Consider the following 14,973-nt stretch of genomic DNA (forward strand, 5'->3'; position numbering starts at 1 on the left):
CATTTTGGAAAGATGTTTTCAGGGAATAAGGGTTTATCCCGAGGTTATTTGGGCCGAGAATGCAACTCATCGGGACACAGCAAGCGACCCCCGGCAATCAGGCCAGAGGATCGGATCCCAAGCTCAAGACATATGGAGGTCTGCTATGAAAACCCTTGCTACCGCTTTGATGCTGTCCATGTCCGTTCTGGCCGCCGCTGGCGCCCAAGCCGCTGAAGCCGACCAAGGCCCGACGCGCGCCCAGGTCCAGGCCGAACTGCAACAAGCCAAGGTTTCCGGCCAGTACACCTTCGGCGAAGAAGGCTACCCCGCCGCCATCGCCCAGAAGTCCAGCCTGACCTCGCAGCAAGTGCAAGAACAGCTTGCCCAGGCCAAGAACGCCGGTGAAGTCACCTTCGGCAACATGGACTACCCGCCCGTCGCCCACGCCGCCAGCACCACGTCGCTGAGCCGCAGCCAGGTCCAGACCGAACTGGCCCAAGCCAAGGCGGAAGGCCTGGTCACCTTCGGCAACATGGACTACCCCCCCATGGGCAGCTGATTGCATGGCCTGGCTTCCAGGCCCTGGCAATCGCCCCCCAAAAGCCCTCCGGCCTCACCCGGAGGGCTTTTCTTTTTGACGTTTCGGCATTCAATTAAGTCATAACGACGTTAGATATAACCGTTACGACGCTTTGGTATCTACAAATCGACAGCGCCCACGCATAGGATGAGGCCAACCCATCCCCCTCTATGCAGGAGCCGCACCATGTCCCCCTCCCCCAAGCCCGTCCTCCTCCTGGGCGCCGGAAAAATCGGTTTCGCCATTGCCTTGATGCTTGAGCGCAGCGGCGACTATTCGGTCCTGGTCGCCGACCAGGACCCGGCGCGCCTAAGTGTTGTCGCGGAACTGGGTTGCGACACGCGCCAGATCAGTGACGATGCGTCGCTGGCCCGCTGCATCGAGGGCCGCTATGCGGTCGTCAACGCCTTGCCGTTTCATCGCGCCATCGCCGTCGCGCAACTGTGCGCGCAGGCCGGTGTGCACTATTTCGACCTGACCGAGGATGTCGCCAGCACGCACGCCATCCAGGCCCTGGCCGGCGATGCCCGCGCCGTCCTGATGCCGCAATGCGGCCTGGCGCCAGGTTTCATCGGTATCGTCGGCAACGCGCTGGCGCGACGCTTTGACACCTTGCTGGACCTGCGCATGCGCGTGGGCGCACTGCCGCGCTACCCCTCCAACAGCCTGCGCTACAACCTGACCTGGAGCACGGAAGGGTTGATCAACGAATACTGCAATCCGTGCGAGGCCATCGTTGACGGCCAGTTGACCAGCGTGCCGGCGCTCGAAGGCTACGAGACCTTCGCGCTGGATGGGGTCGAGTACGAGGCCTTCAACACCTCGGGCGGCCTGGGCACGCTGCCCGCGACCCTGCTGGGCCGCGCCCGCAATGTCGACTACAAGTCGGTACGCTATCCGGGCCACTGCAACCTGATGAAGCTGCTGCTCAATGACCTGCGCCTGCGTGACCGCCGCGATCTGCTCAAGGACATCTTCGAAACCGCCATTCCCACCACCGAGCAGGACGTGATCGTCATCCAGGCGCAGGCCTCGGGCCATCGCCACGGCCGGCTGGAAGAAGAGTCGTATCCGATCCGCGTGTTCGGCGCCGATGTCGACGGCCATCGCCTCAGCGCGATCCAGTTGTCGACGGCGGCCGGCATCTGCGCGGCGCTGGATCTGGTGGCACAGGGCGCGTTGCCGCAGCGCGGTTTCGTGGGCCAGGAACAGATCGCGCTGGAAGCCCTGCTGGGCAACCGCTTCGGCCGCGTCTACGCCGGCAAGCCGCTGGCGCTGGCCAACGCCATGACCGAAGACCGCTAACGCTAAGTCCAGCCCTCCAGGCGCAGCGTCGCCCGCACCAGGCGCTGCTCTTCCTGCTCGATCTCGGCCAGGTTCTGCCGCACGCTGTCGACATGGTCGGCCGCGGCGCGGCGCGCCTGCTCCGGCTGGCGGCCGATAACGGCGTTGAACAGCCGCGCATGCTGCTTGTCGATCTGGCGCTTCTCGGGTTCGCGGTGGTACAGATTGTTGACACAGGCGAACACGGAACCAAGCATCAGGTCATTGAGCGACTGCAGCGTGTGCACCAGCACCGGGTTGTGCGAAGCCTCGCAGATGGCCAGGTGGAAGGCATGATCCAGGTGCGCGTGCGTGGCGGTGTCGGCGGCCTGGGCGTTCACCATCTCGTCGTAACGACGGCGGATCATGATGAAGTCGGCCTCGGTGCCGCGCAAGGCCGCCAGCCGCGCCGAATCCGCTTCCAGCAGCGAGCGCACTTCCAGCAGGTCGTACAGCGTGCGCGGCTGCGAATTGAACAGGTGCATCAGCGGACCGGCATCCACCTTCGAGATACGGGCCACGAACGAGCCCTTGCCTTGCGAGGTGTGGATGATTTCCCGGGCGCGCAGCAGCTTCAGGCCTTCGCGCAACGCGGTACGCGACACGCCCAGCTTCTCGGTCAGCCGCCGTTCCGACGGCAGCGCCTGGCCGGCCTTCAGGACACCGTCCAGGATCAGGCGTTCGATGCGCTCCGCTACTTCATCCGCCACCTGGCGGGGTTTTGCTTCAGTTTCCGCGTGCATGGGCTCTCCGCGCCAGTGGTATGACCAAGCACGCATACCAAGCAGCCTGCCAGATTCCACCTTCGTAAGTAGCTGATATAAAACCATAAAAAAACCATGTTTGCCCAGCAGTCCGCGAACAAACTGGTATGACCAGCGGGTTTTGATATGGACTTTGCGGCGCACGCGAACGATGATGTACGGACAGATTCGCCCGGCGCGCGCGCCGCCCAGACCTCCAATCGTCAGAGACCCGCATGACTCAACGCATCCAGCACCACGGCCTGCAAGTGGCGGCCAATCTCAGCCAGTTCATCGAACAAGAGGCGCTGCCCGGCTCCGGCCTGGACGCCGACGCGTTCTGGAAAGGGTTCGCGGCCCTGGTACACGACCTGGCGCCCAAGAATCGCGCGCTGTTGGCCGAACGCGATCGCCTGCAGGCTGAGCTCGACCGCTGGCATCGCGCCCACCCCGGCCCCATCGCCGACCCGGCCGCCTATCGCCAGTTCCTGGAAAGCATCGGCTACCTGCTGCCGCAGCCGGCCAGCGTGCGCGCCACCACCGACAACGTCGACACCGAAATCTCGCACCAGGCCGGGCCGCAACTGGTGGTGCCGGTGTCCAACTCCCGCTACGCCCTGAATGCCGCCAACGCGCGCTGGGGCAGCCTGTACGACGCGCTGTACGGCACCGACGCGATTCCCGCCACGCCCGGCGACAACGGCGCCGGCTACAACCCGGAACGCGGCCGCGCCGTCATCGCCCGCGCCCGCGCCTTCCTGGATGGCGCGGCGCCGCTGGCACAGGGGTCTCACGCCGACGCCCACGGCTACTCGGTCGAGAACGGACAGCTCAAGGTGGCGCTTGCCAACGGCGCCACCACGCTCAAGACGCCGGCCCAGTTCCTTGGCTACCAGGGCGACGCCGCGGCACCCAGCGCCGTCCTGCTCAAGAACAATGGCCTGCATTTCGAGATCCAGGTCGATCGCGCCCACGCCATTGGCGCCACGGATGCCGCCGGGGTCAAGGACGTGTTGATCGAGGCCGCGCTGACCACCATCATGGATTGCGAGGACTCGGTTGCCGCGGTCGACGCGGACGACAAGGTTCACATCTACCGCAACTGGCTCGGCCTGATGAAGGGCGACCTGACCGAGGACGTCACCAAGGGCGGCAAGACCTTCACCCGCAGGCTCAATCCCGACCGCCAGTACACGCGTCCGGACGGCTCGGCGCTGACGCTGCATGGCCGCTCGCTGATGTTCGTGCGCAACGTTGGCCACCTCATGACCAACCCGGCCGTGCTCGACCGCGACGGCCAGGAGATCCCGGAAGGCATCCTCGACGCCGTGGTCACCAGCCTGGCGGCGCTGCACGACCGTGAGCGCAAGCTCAATTCGCGCACCGGCTCTGTCTACATCGTCAAGCCCAAGATGCACGGCCCCGCCGAAGCCGCCTTCGCCAGCGAGCTGTTCGACCGCGTTGAAGACCTCCTGGCCCTGCCGCGCCACACCCTGAAAATGGGCATCATGGACGAGGAGCGCCGCACCAGCATCAACCTCAAGGCCTGCATCGCGGCCGCGGCGGCGCGCGTGGCGTTCATCAACACGGGCTTTCTCGATCGCACCGGCGACGAAATGCACTCCAGCATGGAGGCCGGTCCGATGCTGCGCAAGGGCGACATGAAGTCCACCGCCTGGATCACCGCCTATGAGCGCAACAACGTGCTGGTCGGCCTGGACGCAGGCCTGCGCGGCCGCGCCCAGATCGGCAAGGGCATGTGGGCCATGCCCGACCTGATGGCCGCCATGCTCGAGCAGAAAATCGCGCACCCCAAGGCCGGCGCCAATACGGCCTGGGTGCCCTCGCCCACTGCCGCGACGCTGCACGCGCTGCACTACCACCAGGTGGACGTGCAGGCGGTCCAGCAGGAACTCGAACGCACCAAGCTCGACAGCGTGCGCGACGAACTGCTGGCCGGCCTGCTGACGGTGCCGGTGGGCGACCGTTCCAAGTGGTCCGCCGCCGATATCCAGCAGGAGCTGGACAACAACGTGCAGGGCATCCTGGGCTACGTGGTCCGCTGGATCGACCAGGGCGTGGGCTGCTCCAAGGTGCCGGACATCCATAACGTCGGCCTCATGGAAGACCGCGCCACGCTGCGCATTTCCAGCCAGCACATCGCCAACTGGCTGCGCCACGGCGTGACCAACAACGACCAGGTCATGGAGACCTTCAAGCGCATGGCCAAGGTAGTCGACGGCCAGAACGCCGGCGATCCCCACTACCTGCCGATGGCCGGCAACTTCGACCGTTCGCTGGCGTTCAAGGCCGCCTGCGCCCTGGTGTTCGAAGGCCTGACCCAGCCCAATGGCTACACCGAACCGCTGCTGCACAAGTTCCGCCTGGAATTCAAGGCCGCCCAGGCCTGATTGCCAGAGGCCGCCGGCTACGGCGGCACGCCTCACATTCCGGACAGCCCAGGCTGTCCGTTTTTTTGCCGGCTTCAGGAATGGCCGAACCATTTTTCGCACAGTCGTGCTAAATTGCAGCGCATGACTGCCAAGACTGAAAAAAGCGAACTGACGTTCGCGGCCATCGTGGACGCGGCGCTGGACATGGCCGCCGCCCAGGGCCTCGAAAGCCTGTCGCTCGGCCAGGTGGCCAAGCGACTGGACATCAGCAAGAGCGGCGTATTTTCGCGCGTAGGGTCGCGCGAAGCCTTGCAGCAGGCCGTGCTGGACGAATACGAACGCCGTTTCGTGGCCGCCGTCTTCACCCCCGCCATGTCGCAGCCACGGGGGTTGCCGCGCCTGAATGCGCTGATGAGCCTGTGGATCGAACGCGCCTGCAACGTCGAACTACTGACCGGCTGCATCTATATCGCCGGCGCGTTCGAATTCGACGACGTCGAATCCCCCTTGCGCGAAATCCTGGAAAACAACCTGCGGCGCTGGCGCGGGGTCATGGTGCGCACGGTGCGGCAGGCGCTCGACGAAGGCCACTTGCGGCCGGACACCGATCCCGAGCAACTGGTGTTCGAGGTCTACAGTCTCATGATCGGGCTGATGCATGACGCCCGCTTCCTGCGCGACCCCAAGGCCCGCGAGCGGGTCCGCGCCGCTTATGAACGCCTGATTTCCACGTATCGCAGTTTCAAGTACATCGAGTAGTCGTTACCCCGGAAGCCGGCGCCAGCCGGCATGGTTTTCAATCAATTTCGCACGATCGTGCGATTTACGCGGCATGGAGCGGATCATGGTTTTCTATCTCAGCGCGGCGGCAGTAGCGGTGGCGGGCATGGCGCGAGCGTGGCTCTCATGGCGTGCGCTGCTGCGCCAGTTGCCCGATCTGCCCCGCCACTTGGTACTGTTCTGAGACACGTTGGCCGCGGGGGCCGGCCAGGGCCGCAGACGCGCGGACGCTCGCGCGCAGCGCGCCTCCCGGTCTATATTGCATACTCACTCCCCGCCTGTGCCTCCATGTCGCGTTCCGCTCATCTCCTGATCATCGATCCGCAGAATGATTTCTGTGACCTGCCCGCCAGCTATCTGCCTGTCGATCCCCTGAGCGGCCAGGCCATGGCCCCCGCGCTGCCGGTCCCCGGCGCGCATGCCGATATGCAGCGGCTGGCGCGCTTCATCGACGCCACCGCGCCCGCCTTGTCGGCCATTACCGTCACGCTGGATTCACACCACCGGCTGGATATCGCCCATCCCACCTTTTGGCGCACCGGCGACGGTCGCGCGGTCGCCCCTTTCACCCCCATCACCGCCAGCCAGGTACGCTCGGGCGCCTTCCAGCCGCGCCACGCCGACGACCTGCTGCGCACGTTGACCTACCTGGAGGAGCTGGAGGCGCGCGGCCGCTACACCCTGATGGTATGGCCGGTGCATTGCGAGATCGGCAGCTGGGGCCACAACGTCCACGCGGATGTGCGCGCGGCCTATGCCCGTTGGGAAGACGAACGCCAGTTCATCGTGCGCAAGGTGCCCAAGGGCGCCAACCCGTGGACGGAGCACTACAGCGCACTGATGGCTGAAGTGCCCGACGCCGATGACCCGCGCAGCCAGCTCAACCGCCGGCTGCTCGATTCGCTCGACCGCGCCGATCTCATCATCGTTGCCGGCGAGGCTGGCAGCCATTGCGTCAAGGCCACCGTCGAGCACATTGCCGAATACCTGCCGGGAGGCAATCTGTCACGCGTGGTCCTGCTGACGGACTGCATCAGCCCGGTCACGGGTTTTGGCGAAGCCCAGGCGGGTTTCCTGCAACGCATGCGCGACCTGGGCATGCAGGCACGCAGCAGCACGGACATGGCGCGCGCACTGACGGCCTGACGCTACGGGCGGCCGGACTTCCCGACGTCCGCGACTGGCGGCGCACAACACGACAGCGTCGGCGCGGATCCGTAAACACAACGGCCGCAAGCTTGCGCGTTGCGGCCGTGGCGGAGGAAAGACGGAAAGCCTCAGGCGGCGGGCTTGTCCTGGCATTGGACGTAGAGGGCGCTGATCGCCTCGCACAAGGCCGGCGGCGCCTGGAACAGGCGCGACACCAGCATGCAGCCCTGCACCGTGGCGAACACCGCCCGGCCGGCCGCTTCGGCGGAGCCCGAAAACTTCAGCGTGCCTTCCTCGGCGCCTTGCGCCAGCACGCGAGCCAGCCAGGCTTCGTGCGCCCGGAAAAATCCCTGCAAGGCGCCGCGCACGCGGTCGGGCAGGCTCATCATTTCGGCGGCCAGCATGCCACCCAGGCACAACTCACCGTGGCCACAGGCCTTGGACTCCATCATCGACAGATACGCGTCGAGCTGGGCATGTGCCGGCTGCGCGGTGTCGATGCTGCGCACGGACGCCAGGGCGCGGGCGCTGTAGGCCTCGACGGCCTCGTACAACAGGTCGTCCTTGCCTGGAAAGTAGTAATGGATGCTGGACGTCTTCACGCCCACATGCTCGGCCAGATCTCGATAGCTGAAGCCGTTGCAGCCGCGGGTACGGATCAGCTTCTCGGCGTGGGCCAGCAGCTGGTCGCGGGTGGTGTTGGGGGTCGGAGTGTCCATGGCTGAATATTACCTACTAATAGGTCGGTACGTCATCGGCGGTATTCCCTATGCGGGGCTCCGATGCAACCGTGCGAACCCCGGCCGGGAATGTTCCCGCCCCCCGGGGTTCGCAGTGGCCGACATCGGACTCAGCCTTGCACGGGCGGATAGTCCAGTTCACCGCTTTCGGTCAGGCCCTGGGCGCGGGCGGCGGCCAATTCCTGCTTGACCTGGGCGCGGCTCTTGTCGCCGGCGCTGGCGTAAGCGGTAGCTGCGTAGCCTTCTTCGCCGCTGGCCAGTTCACCGTTGGCGCGAGCGGCCGCCAGTTCTTGCTGCACCTGCGCGCGGGTCACCGTGCTGTGGGTGTCGACGGCGGGCGGATAGTCCAGTTCGCCGGCATGGGCGGCACCGAGGAACGAGGCGGTCAGGATCAGGGCGGATACGAGGGTCTTCATGGTTGATCTCCAGTAAGGATCGGCAATGCGATTCAGGAAGTGCTATCTATCCATAGATAGATTCGAGGTCAAAAAAATCAGCCTTGGACGGGCGGGTAGTCCAGTTCGCCGCTTTCGGTCAGGCCTTGGGCGCGAGCGGCGGCCAGTTCCTGCTTGACCTGGGCGCGGCTCTTGTCGCCAGCGCTGGCAAACGCGGTGGCGGCGTAGCCTTCTTCGGTCGTGGCCAGTTCACCGTTGGCGCGGGCCGCGGCGAGTTCTTGCTGCACTTGGGCGCGCGTCACGGTGCTGTGGGTGTCCTGGGCGGGCGGATAGTCCAGTTCGCCGGCTTGGGCGGCGCCGATGAAGGAAGCGGACAGGATCAGGGCGGATACGAGGGTCTTCATGAGGGATCTCCAAATAGCGATGGCTAGGTTGTTTCGTCTAAACTATCTACTTATAGGTAGATAACACGGCAAATAAAAAGGGGTGCTACTGTATTTCTGGTTTGGGCGACGCCGCGTTGCTGTCTGGGTGCTGCGTCGATGGATGAATCTTACCTACTACTAGATAGATAGCGCAAGCAGGTTTTGTGCAACATATTATTTCACTGCATTCGACGTCCTCCTATTCCCTCCCGCCAGGGCGTTCTCCCCTACCGGTTGGCCGCCACCAGCAGCATCATGGGCCGATCCCGCTCCTGCGCCAGCGCCGGTTGCGCGGCCAGCTGGGCCGCGTCGGGCGCCCATTCGTCCAAGTGCGTGAGCGTGAACCCGGCGCCGATCAGCAGGTTCACATAGTCCGCCACCGTGCGGTGCTGCTTGATCACGCCTTCGGCGAGCCAATCCGTGCGCCGTTCGCCACGCAACGCGTATTGGTTCAACGGCCAGATTCGTTGCCCTTCGCTATCCTCGATGAACCCGGGGCGCGCCGGCGCGGTGTAGATGGGATGCTCGCAGGAAAACACGAAGCGCCCTCCGGGCCTGAGCGCCCGGTGCACGGTCGCGACCAAGGCAGGCAGGCGCTCCAGGTAATGCAGGGTCAGCGAGCTGTAGGCAAGGTCGACGCTTTGCGCGGGCAGCTGCAACCGCTCCAGGTCTGAATGTTCATAGCGGATGGTGGCGCTGATGGTCGTGGCGCGTGCCCGCGCCAGCATGTTGGCGGACACGTCCAGCCCCAGGATGCTGGCCGCTCCCTGTTCATCGGCCCAGCGGCAGAACCAGCCGAAGCCGCAACCCAGGTCGACCACGTCGCGCCCCCTCACGTCCGCCACCAGTGCCCGCAGCGCCGGCCATTCCGGCGCGCCGTCCAGGCCATGCACCGAGCGGGCCAGGCGGCTGTAGCCCTCGAAGAATTCGGGCGTGTCGTAGATGTTCTGAGTCATGGGGATTTCCTCGCGGGACCGATCGGCGCGGTCACGGCATGTGGCGCACGGATGATCGACGGCTGATGACGGACAGCGACAATCCTAGCGCGAACCCGACAACCCGCCCCGCCCCCTGTTGAAAAGCTGTGGAAAACCCTCCAATAACGCTGGATAAGCTGTGTAAATGCTGTGGGCAGCCTGTGGATAGGGACCGCCCCGCACCGATGCGGACCAAGGCGGCTTGCGGGCCACCGCCGATCACGAAGTTGGCGGACGATATTCCGCCAAGTGGAAAGACGGGGCAGCCTCGATAACAGCGCCAATCCCGCCTTTGCACCCCTTGTGCAAAAGCTGTGGAAAAGGCCGGAAAATCGGTGGGAAAGCTGTTGAAATGCTGTGCACAGCCTGTGGACAGCTGTCCGGGATTCAGGGGGAAGACCGCGGTTTCCATAGACACACGGGCGCAGCGAGACGCCCAAACGACACAAAGCCCGGCAAGCGCAAGGCTTGCCGGGCTTTGTCGATCGACCGCCGGGAAGGCGGAAATCAGAACGGAATATCGTCGTCCATATCGGCCAGGTTGGCGCCGCCGCCCGCGGGCGCGGCCTGGGGCGCGGGACGCTGTTGCGGCGCCGGACGCTGGGCCGGGGCGCGCTGCTGCGGCTGGCGCGCCGGGGCGTCGTCGTAACCGCCGCCGCCACCGTAGCTGCCGCCACCGCCGCCGCCGTCTTCGCGGCCACCCAGCATCTGCATCTGGTCGGCGACGATTTCGGTGCTGTAACGGTCAGCGCCGGTGTCCTTGTCTTGCCACTTGCGGGTCTTCAGGCGGCCTTCGATGTAGACCGAGCGGCCCTTCTTCAGGTATTCGCCGGCGATTTCGGCCAGGCGGTTGTACATGACCACGCGGTGCCATTCGGTTTCTTCGCGGCGTTCGCCCGAGGCCTTGTCCTTCCAGGTGGAGGTGGTGGCGATGGACATGTTGCAGATTGCGGCCCCGTCGGGGCTGTAGCGGACTTCCGGGTCGCGACCCAGGTTGCCCACGAGAATGACTTTGTTAACCGATGCCATGCCGTTGTCCCTCTGTTGTTGACAGCCTGTGCCACGCGTTGCCGCGAGCGCGCCGGCAACAACATAAATAGCGATGTTGAAGACCGGCTTCATGAAACTCGCCGGTCATCGCAGCGATGACCGGCGACGCCGGTGAAGCCCTAATTTGCCTTCTATTATCGACGAAAAGCGCCCGCCGCGCCAAACCCGATTGGTGACAAAGCCGTCCACCCGGGGAAACGATTTCACCGCTGTTGGACACCGTTGGCGGCGCGATCCGCGACTTTCGCCAACGGCAGCCGCCTAGGCCAGCGGCTTGAGCGCCCAGGTCACGGCCAGCCAGACGGCGGCCAGCACCGCGGCGCCGATGAACACGGCGCCGGCGCCGGAATGCGAAGCGGCCCAGCCGCCCAGCGCGCCGCCCGTGAACAGGCCAGCGGCCTGGGCGGTGTTGTAGAAGCCCAGCGCCAGGCCCTTGTAGGCCTGCGGCGCCACGCGCGACACCAGCGAGGGCTGCAGCGCCTCCAGTACGTTGAAGGCCACGAAGAAACCGGTCAGGGCCGCCGCCAGGGGGTAGAAGCCATGGCTGGCCGCCGGCAGCAGCGCGCACACCAGCACCAGCCCGGCCACGGCGGCGCGCAGCGCACCGCGGTGGGCGCGGCGCTTTTCGGCCACGAACACCACTGGCACCATCAACACGAACGACACCAGGATCACAGGCAGGTAGACCTTCCAGAGCTCACGCGCGTCCAGGCCGCCGGCCTTGGCCAGCAGCGCTGGCACCACCACGAACAGCGACACCTGGATCATGTGCAGCACGAACACGCCAAAATTGAGCCGCAACAGATCGGTGTGGGTAAGAACCTGGCGCGGACTGGCGGCCTGCATGCTGCGGGCCTGCGTGCGCGGCACCACCGGCACCACCCAGCGCGCCACCGCCAGGCAGATCACGCCCAGGCAGGCAATGGTCCAGAACAGGCCCGACAGGCCCCACCAGCCCACCAGCACGGGCGACAGCACCAGCGACGCGGCGAACGACAGGCCGATCGAGCCGCCCACCATGGCCATGGCGCGGGTGCGCACCTCGTCGCGAGTGGCGTCGGCCAGCCAGGCGGTCACGGCGGCCGAAATCGCGCCCGCGCCCTGGATGGCGCGGCCGATGGTGATCCAGAACACATCATCGGCCTGCGCACAGACCACGCTGCCCGCCACGAACAGCAGCAGGCCGAACAGCACCACGGGCCGGCGCCCCCAACGGTCCGACGCCAGCCCGAACGGAATCTGCATGAACGCCTGGGTCAAACCGTACATGCCCAGCGCCAGCCCGACCCGGGCGGGGTCGTCGCCCCCGGGCAGGCCACGGGCGGCCACGGCGAACACCGGCAGCAACAGGAACAACCCCAGCATCCGCGCGGCGAACAAACCGGCCAGCGCCACGCTGGCGCGGCGCTCGGAAGGCGTCAATTTCAGTTTCGTGTCTGCCGGCATGCGAATTTTCAACGGTGACGAGGGCCGTTCGCGCGCGGATGTCATGCGCTTGCGGTCTGATCTATGGCCTGAGGACTCGGCGCGCTATAGTACCAAGTTGGCCTTTGCAACCGCTTAAAAGAGCCCGATAGACGTGACCATACGCATTCGGGGTGCCCGCACCCACAATCTCAAGAACGTCTCGCTGGATCTGCCGCGCCACAAGCTGGTGGTGGTCACGGGCCTGTCCGGCTCGGGCAAGTCCTCGCTGGCATTCGATACGCTCTACGCGGAGGGGCAGCGGCGCTACGTCGAAAGCCTGTCCGCCTACGCCCGCCAGTTCCTGCAGTTGATGGACAAGCCCGACGTCGATCTGATCGAGGGCCTGTCGCCGGCCATCTCGATCGAACAGAAGGCGGCGGGCCACAACCCGCGCTCCACGGTCGGCACCATCACCGAAATCCACGACTACCTGCGCCTCTTGTACGCGCGGGTCGGCACGCCCTATTGCCCGGACCACGGCCTGCCGTTGCAGGCGCAGAGCGTCAGCCAGATGGTGGACGCGGTGCTGTCCTGGCCGGCCGACACCCGCCTGGCGGTGCTGGCTCCCATCGCGCGCGGCAAGAAGGGCAGCTTCGAGGACGAATGCGCCAGCCTGCAAGCGCAGGGCTACGTGCGCCTGCGCGTGGACGGCCAGATGGTGGAACTCGACGGCATGGCGCCGCTGAAGAAAACCGAGAAGCACGACATCGACGTGGTCATCGACCGCCTGCGCATCAAGCCCGAGAGCAAGCAGCGCCTGGCCGAGAGCTTCGAGACCGCGCTGCAGCTGGCCGACGGCCGCGCGCTGGCGCTGGACATGGACGGCAGCCGCGAACAGGTGTTCTCCAGCCGCTACGCCTGCCCGGTCTGCAGCCACAGCCTGCCGGAACTGGAACCGCGCCTGTTCAGCTTCAACAACCCGATGGGCGCCTGCCCCAGCTGCGACGGCATCGGCCAGGTCGGTTTCTTCGATCCCAAGCGCGTGGTCGCCTTCCCCGAGCTGAGCCTGGCGGCCGGCGCCATCCGCGGCTGGGACCGCCGCAACGCGTTCACCCACTCGCTGCTGACCAGCCTGGCGGCGCACTACGAATTCGATATCGAGGCGCCCTTCGAGGACTTGCCCGAAGCGCTGCGCGACAAAGTGCTGTATGGCTCGGGCGACGAGGAAATCTCGTTCCTGTACCTGAACGAAAAGGGCCGCAGCACCGTCAAGCGCCACACCTTCGAAGGCGTGATCCCGAACCTCGAACGCCGTTGGCGCGAGACCGATTCGGCCACCGTGCGCGAGGAGCTGGGCAAGTACCGCAACATCAAGACCTGCCCCGACTGCGGCGGCTCGCGCCTGCGGCCGGAAGCGCGCAACGTGTTGATCGGCCAGGACCCGCGCGGCGGCGAACGCCATGGCCAGGCCATCTATGAAGTCGAAGCGATGCCGCTGTCGACCTGCCTGGCGTGGTTCCGCGACCTGACCCTGACCGGCGCCAAGCAAGAGATCGCGCAGCGCATCGTGCGCGAGATCGAGGCGCGCCTGAGCTTTCTGAACAACGTCGGGCTGAACTATCTGTCGCTGGACCGAAGCGCCGACACCATCTCCGGCGGCGAGGCCCAGCGCATCCGCCTGGCCAGCCAGATCGGCTCAGGCCTGACCGGCGTGATGTACGTGCTGGACGAGCCCTCCATCGGCCTGCACCAGCGCGACAACGATCGCCTCATCGGCACGCTGCAGCATCTGCGCGACCTGGGCAACAGCGTCATCGTGGTCGAGCACGACGAAGACATGATCCGCATGGCCGACTGGGTCGTGGACATGGGGCCGGGCGCGGGCGAGCATGGCGGCGAGGTGGTTTCGCAAGGCGATCCCGAGACCGTGCAGCGCGACCCGAATTCGCTCACTGGCCAGTACCTGAGCGGCCAGCGCGCCATCGCCATTCCCAAGCGCCGGCCGGTCACCGAGGACCTGCCCTGGTTGACGCTCACGGGCGCCAGCGGCAACAACCTCAAGAACGTCGATCTGCGCCTGCCCGCCGGCCGCCTGATCTGCGTCACCGGCGTGTCCGGCTCGGGCAAATCGACCCTGGTCAACGACACCCTGGCGGTGGCGGTGTCGCGCCAACTGCATCATGCGCAGAGCGAGCCGGCGCCCTACGTCGCAATGCAGGGCCTGGAGAACTTCGACAAGATCATCAGCGTCGACCAGAGCCCGATCGGCCGCACGCCGCGCAGCAACCCGGCCACCTACACCGGCCTGTTCACGCCGATCCGCGAACTGTTCGCGGGCGTGCCCGAGGCCCGCACCCGCGGCTACGATCCCGGGCGCTTCAGCTTCAACGTCAAGGGCGGGCGCTGCGAGGCCTGCCAGGGCGACGGCGTGGTCAAGGTCGAGATGCACTTCCTGCCCGACATGTACGTGCCCTGCGACGTGTGCCACGGCAAGCGCTACAACCGCGAAACGCTCGAGATCCGCTACCGTGGCCGCAACATCAGCGAAGTGCTGGACCTGACGGTCGAGCAGGCGCTGGAGTATTTCGAATCGGTGCCGGCGATCGCGCGCAAGCTGCACACGCTGATCGACGTCGGCCTGTCGTACATCCGGCTGGGCCAGAGCGCCACCACGCTGTCGGGCGGTGAAGCGCAGCGCGTGAAGCTGTCGCAGGAACTGTCGCGCCGCAGCACCGGCCGCACGCTGTACATCCTGGACGAACCCACCACCGGCCTGCATTTCCGCGACATCGAACTGCTGCTGCAGGTGCTCAACCAACTGGTGGACAGCGGCAACACCGTGCTCATCATCGAGCACAACCTGGACGTCATCAAGACCGCGGACTGGCTCGTCGACATGGGCCCGGAAGGCGGCGACGGCGGCGGCCGGGTGGTGGCGCAAGGCACGCCGGAAGACGTGGCGGCCGCCCCGGAAAGCCACACCGGACACTATCTCGGCAAACTGCTGCGCCGCACGCCCGGCGGCTGAA

The 14,973-nt window shown here is 66.0% G+C and carries 13 protein-coding genes; 6 read left to right on the forward strand and 7 right to left on the reverse strand.

Annotation, left to right across the window (positions count from 1 at the left end):
• The first annotated feature begins 145 nt into the window (after positions 1-145).
• Together AruCF_RS28245 and AruCF_RS28250 are read left to right on the forward strand one after the other, a co-directional pair.
• Positions 146-541 carry a DUF4148 domain-containing protein gene (locus tag AruCF_RS28245; RefSeq protein WP_080977534.1) on the forward strand — a complete coding sequence of 132 codons (396 nt, stop codon included), beginning with the start codon at positions 146-148 and terminating at the stop codon, positions 539-541.
• 207 nt (positions 542-748) lie between these two features.
• Positions 749-1,867, forward strand: a complete 1,119-nt coding sequence (locus AruCF_RS28250; protein ID WP_049077182.1) for a saccharopine dehydrogenase family protein — start codon at positions 749-751, stop codon at positions 1,865-1,867.
• A gap of 2 nt (positions 1,868-1,869) precedes the next feature.
• On the opposite strand, the gene glcC is transcribed toward AruCF_RS28250, so the two are convergent.
• On the reverse strand, positions 1,870-2,628 hold the full coding sequence (gene glcC, locus AruCF_RS28255) for a transcriptional regulator GlcC (protein ID WP_049077184.1): 759 nt from the start codon (positions 2,626-2,628) through the stop codon (positions 1,870-1,872).
• A gap of 236 nt (positions 2,629-2,864) precedes the next feature.
• Here glcC and AruCF_RS28260 point away from each other — a divergent pair, with 236 nt between their 5' ends.
• The 3 genes from AruCF_RS28260 (at position 2,865) to AruCF_RS28270 (ending at position 6,947) form a co-directional block, all read left to right on the forward strand.
• Entirely contained in the window at positions 2,865-5,039 is a 2,175-nt protein-coding gene (locus tag AruCF_RS28260; protein WP_049077192.1) for a malate synthase G, read from the forward strand.
• Between the two features lie 123 nt (positions 5,040-5,162).
• Positions 5,163-5,780 (forward strand): TetR/AcrR family transcriptional regulator, encoded by a 618-nt coding sequence (locus tag AruCF_RS28265; RefSeq protein ID WP_049078203.1) that lies wholly within the window; start codon positions 5,163-5,165, stop codon positions 5,778-5,780.
• A 309-nt stretch (positions 5,781-6,089) separates the two neighbouring features.
• On the forward strand, positions 6,090-6,947 hold the full coding sequence (locus AruCF_RS28270; protein ID WP_063569769.1) for a cysteine hydrolase family protein: 858 nt from the start codon (positions 6,090-6,092) through the stop codon (positions 6,945-6,947).
• Between the two features lie 131 nt (positions 6,948-7,078).
• Here AruCF_RS28270 and AruCF_RS28275 read toward each other — a convergent pair whose 3' ends face one another.
• The 6 genes from AruCF_RS28275 to AruCF_RS28300 all read right to left on the reverse strand — a co-directional run bounded on the left by AruCF_RS28275 (position 7,079) and on the right by AruCF_RS28300 (position 11,983).
• Complete coding sequence (locus AruCF_RS28275; RefSeq protein WP_049077196.1) at positions 7,079-7,669, reverse strand: TetR/AcrR family transcriptional regulator; 591 nt, start codon at positions 7,667-7,669, stop codon at positions 7,079-7,081.
• Between the two features lie 131 nt (positions 7,670-7,800).
• Positions 7,801-8,106, reverse strand: coding sequence for a DUF4148 domain-containing protein (locus AruCF_RS28280; RefSeq protein ID WP_049077199.1), 306 nt, complete (start codon positions 8,104-8,106; stop codon positions 7,801-7,803).
• Positions 8,107-8,183: 77 nt separating this feature from the next.
• Entirely contained in the window at positions 8,184-8,489 is a 306-nt protein-coding gene (locus AruCF_RS28285; protein ID WP_049077201.1) for a DUF4148 domain-containing protein, read from the reverse strand.
• A gap of 248 nt (positions 8,490-8,737) precedes the next feature.
• Positions 8,738-9,466 (reverse strand): class I SAM-dependent methyltransferase, encoded by a 729-nt coding sequence (locus AruCF_RS28290; RefSeq protein ID WP_049077203.1) that lies wholly within the window; start codon positions 9,464-9,466, stop codon positions 8,738-8,740.
• 528 nt (positions 9,467-9,994) lie between these two features.
• Positions 9,995-10,516, reverse strand: coding sequence for a single-stranded DNA-binding protein (ssb, locus tag AruCF_RS28295; RefSeq protein WP_026382027.1), 522 nt, complete (start codon positions 10,514-10,516; stop codon positions 9,995-9,997).
• 282 nt (positions 10,517-10,798) lie between these two features.
• Positions 10,799-11,983, reverse strand: a complete 1,185-nt coding sequence (locus AruCF_RS28300) for an MFS transporter (protein WP_049077204.1) — start codon at positions 11,981-11,983, stop codon at positions 10,799-10,801.
• Between the two features lie 133 nt (positions 11,984-12,116).
• Here AruCF_RS28300 and uvrA point away from each other — a divergent pair, with 133 nt between their 5' ends.
• On the forward strand, positions 12,117-14,972 hold the full coding sequence (gene uvrA, locus AruCF_RS28305; RefSeq protein WP_372363483.1) for an excinuclease ABC subunit UvrA: 2,856 nt from the start codon (positions 12,117-12,119) through the stop codon (positions 14,970-14,972).
• The last annotated feature ends 1 nt before the right edge of the window (position 14,973 follow it).

Origin of the sequence: Achromobacter ruhlandii (assembly GCF_002082135.1) — a bacterium.
Classification (GTDB): domain Bacteria; phylum Pseudomonadota; class Gammaproteobacteria; order Burkholderiales; family Burkholderiaceae_B; genus Achromobacter; species Achromobacter ruhlandii.

Excerpts from the sequence above, each read along its gene's own strand:
- AruCF_RS28245 (WP_080977534.1), top strand. The coding sequence starts at position 146 with ATGAAAACCCTTGCTACCGCTTTGATGCTGTCCATGTCCGTTCTGGCC.
- AruCF_RS28250 (WP_049077182.1), top strand. The coding sequence starts at position 749 with ATGTCCCCCTCCCCCAAGCCCGTCCTCCTCCTGGGCGCCGGAAAAATC.
- glcC (WP_049077184.1), bottom strand. The coding sequence starts at position 2,628 with ATGCACGCGGAAACTGAAGCAAAACCCCGCCAGGTGGCGGATGAAGTA.
- AruCF_RS28260 (WP_049077192.1), top strand. The coding sequence starts at position 2,865 with ATGACTCAACGCATCCAGCACCACGGCCTGCAAGTGGCGGCCAATCTC.
- AruCF_RS28265 (WP_049078203.1), top strand. The coding sequence starts at position 5,163 with ATGACTGCCAAGACTGAAAAAAGCGAACTGACGTTCGCGGCCATCGTG.
- AruCF_RS28270 (WP_063569769.1), top strand. The coding sequence starts at position 6,090 with ATGTCGCGTTCCGCTCATCTCCTGATCATCGATCCGCAGAATGATTTC.
- AruCF_RS28275 (WP_049077196.1), bottom strand. The coding sequence starts at position 7,669 with ATGGACACTCCGACCCCCAACACCACCCGCGACCAGCTGCTGGCCCAC.
- AruCF_RS28280 (WP_049077199.1), bottom strand. The coding sequence starts at position 8,106 with ATGAAGACCCTCGTATCCGCCCTGATCCTGACCGCCTCGTTCCTCGGT.
- AruCF_RS28285 (WP_049077201.1), bottom strand. The coding sequence starts at position 8,489 with ATGAAGACCCTCGTATCCGCCCTGATCCTGTCCGCTTCCTTCATCGGC.
- AruCF_RS28290 (WP_049077203.1), bottom strand. The coding sequence starts at position 9,466 with ATGACTCAGAACATCTACGACACGCCCGAATTCTTCGAGGGCTACAGC.
- ssb (WP_026382027.1), bottom strand. The coding sequence starts at position 10,516 with ATGGCATCGGTTAACAAAGTCATTCTCGTGGGCAACCTGGGTCGCGAC.
- AruCF_RS28300 (WP_049077204.1), bottom strand. The coding sequence starts at position 11,983 with ATGCCGGCAGACACGAAACTGAAATTGACGCCTTCCGAGCGCCGCGCC.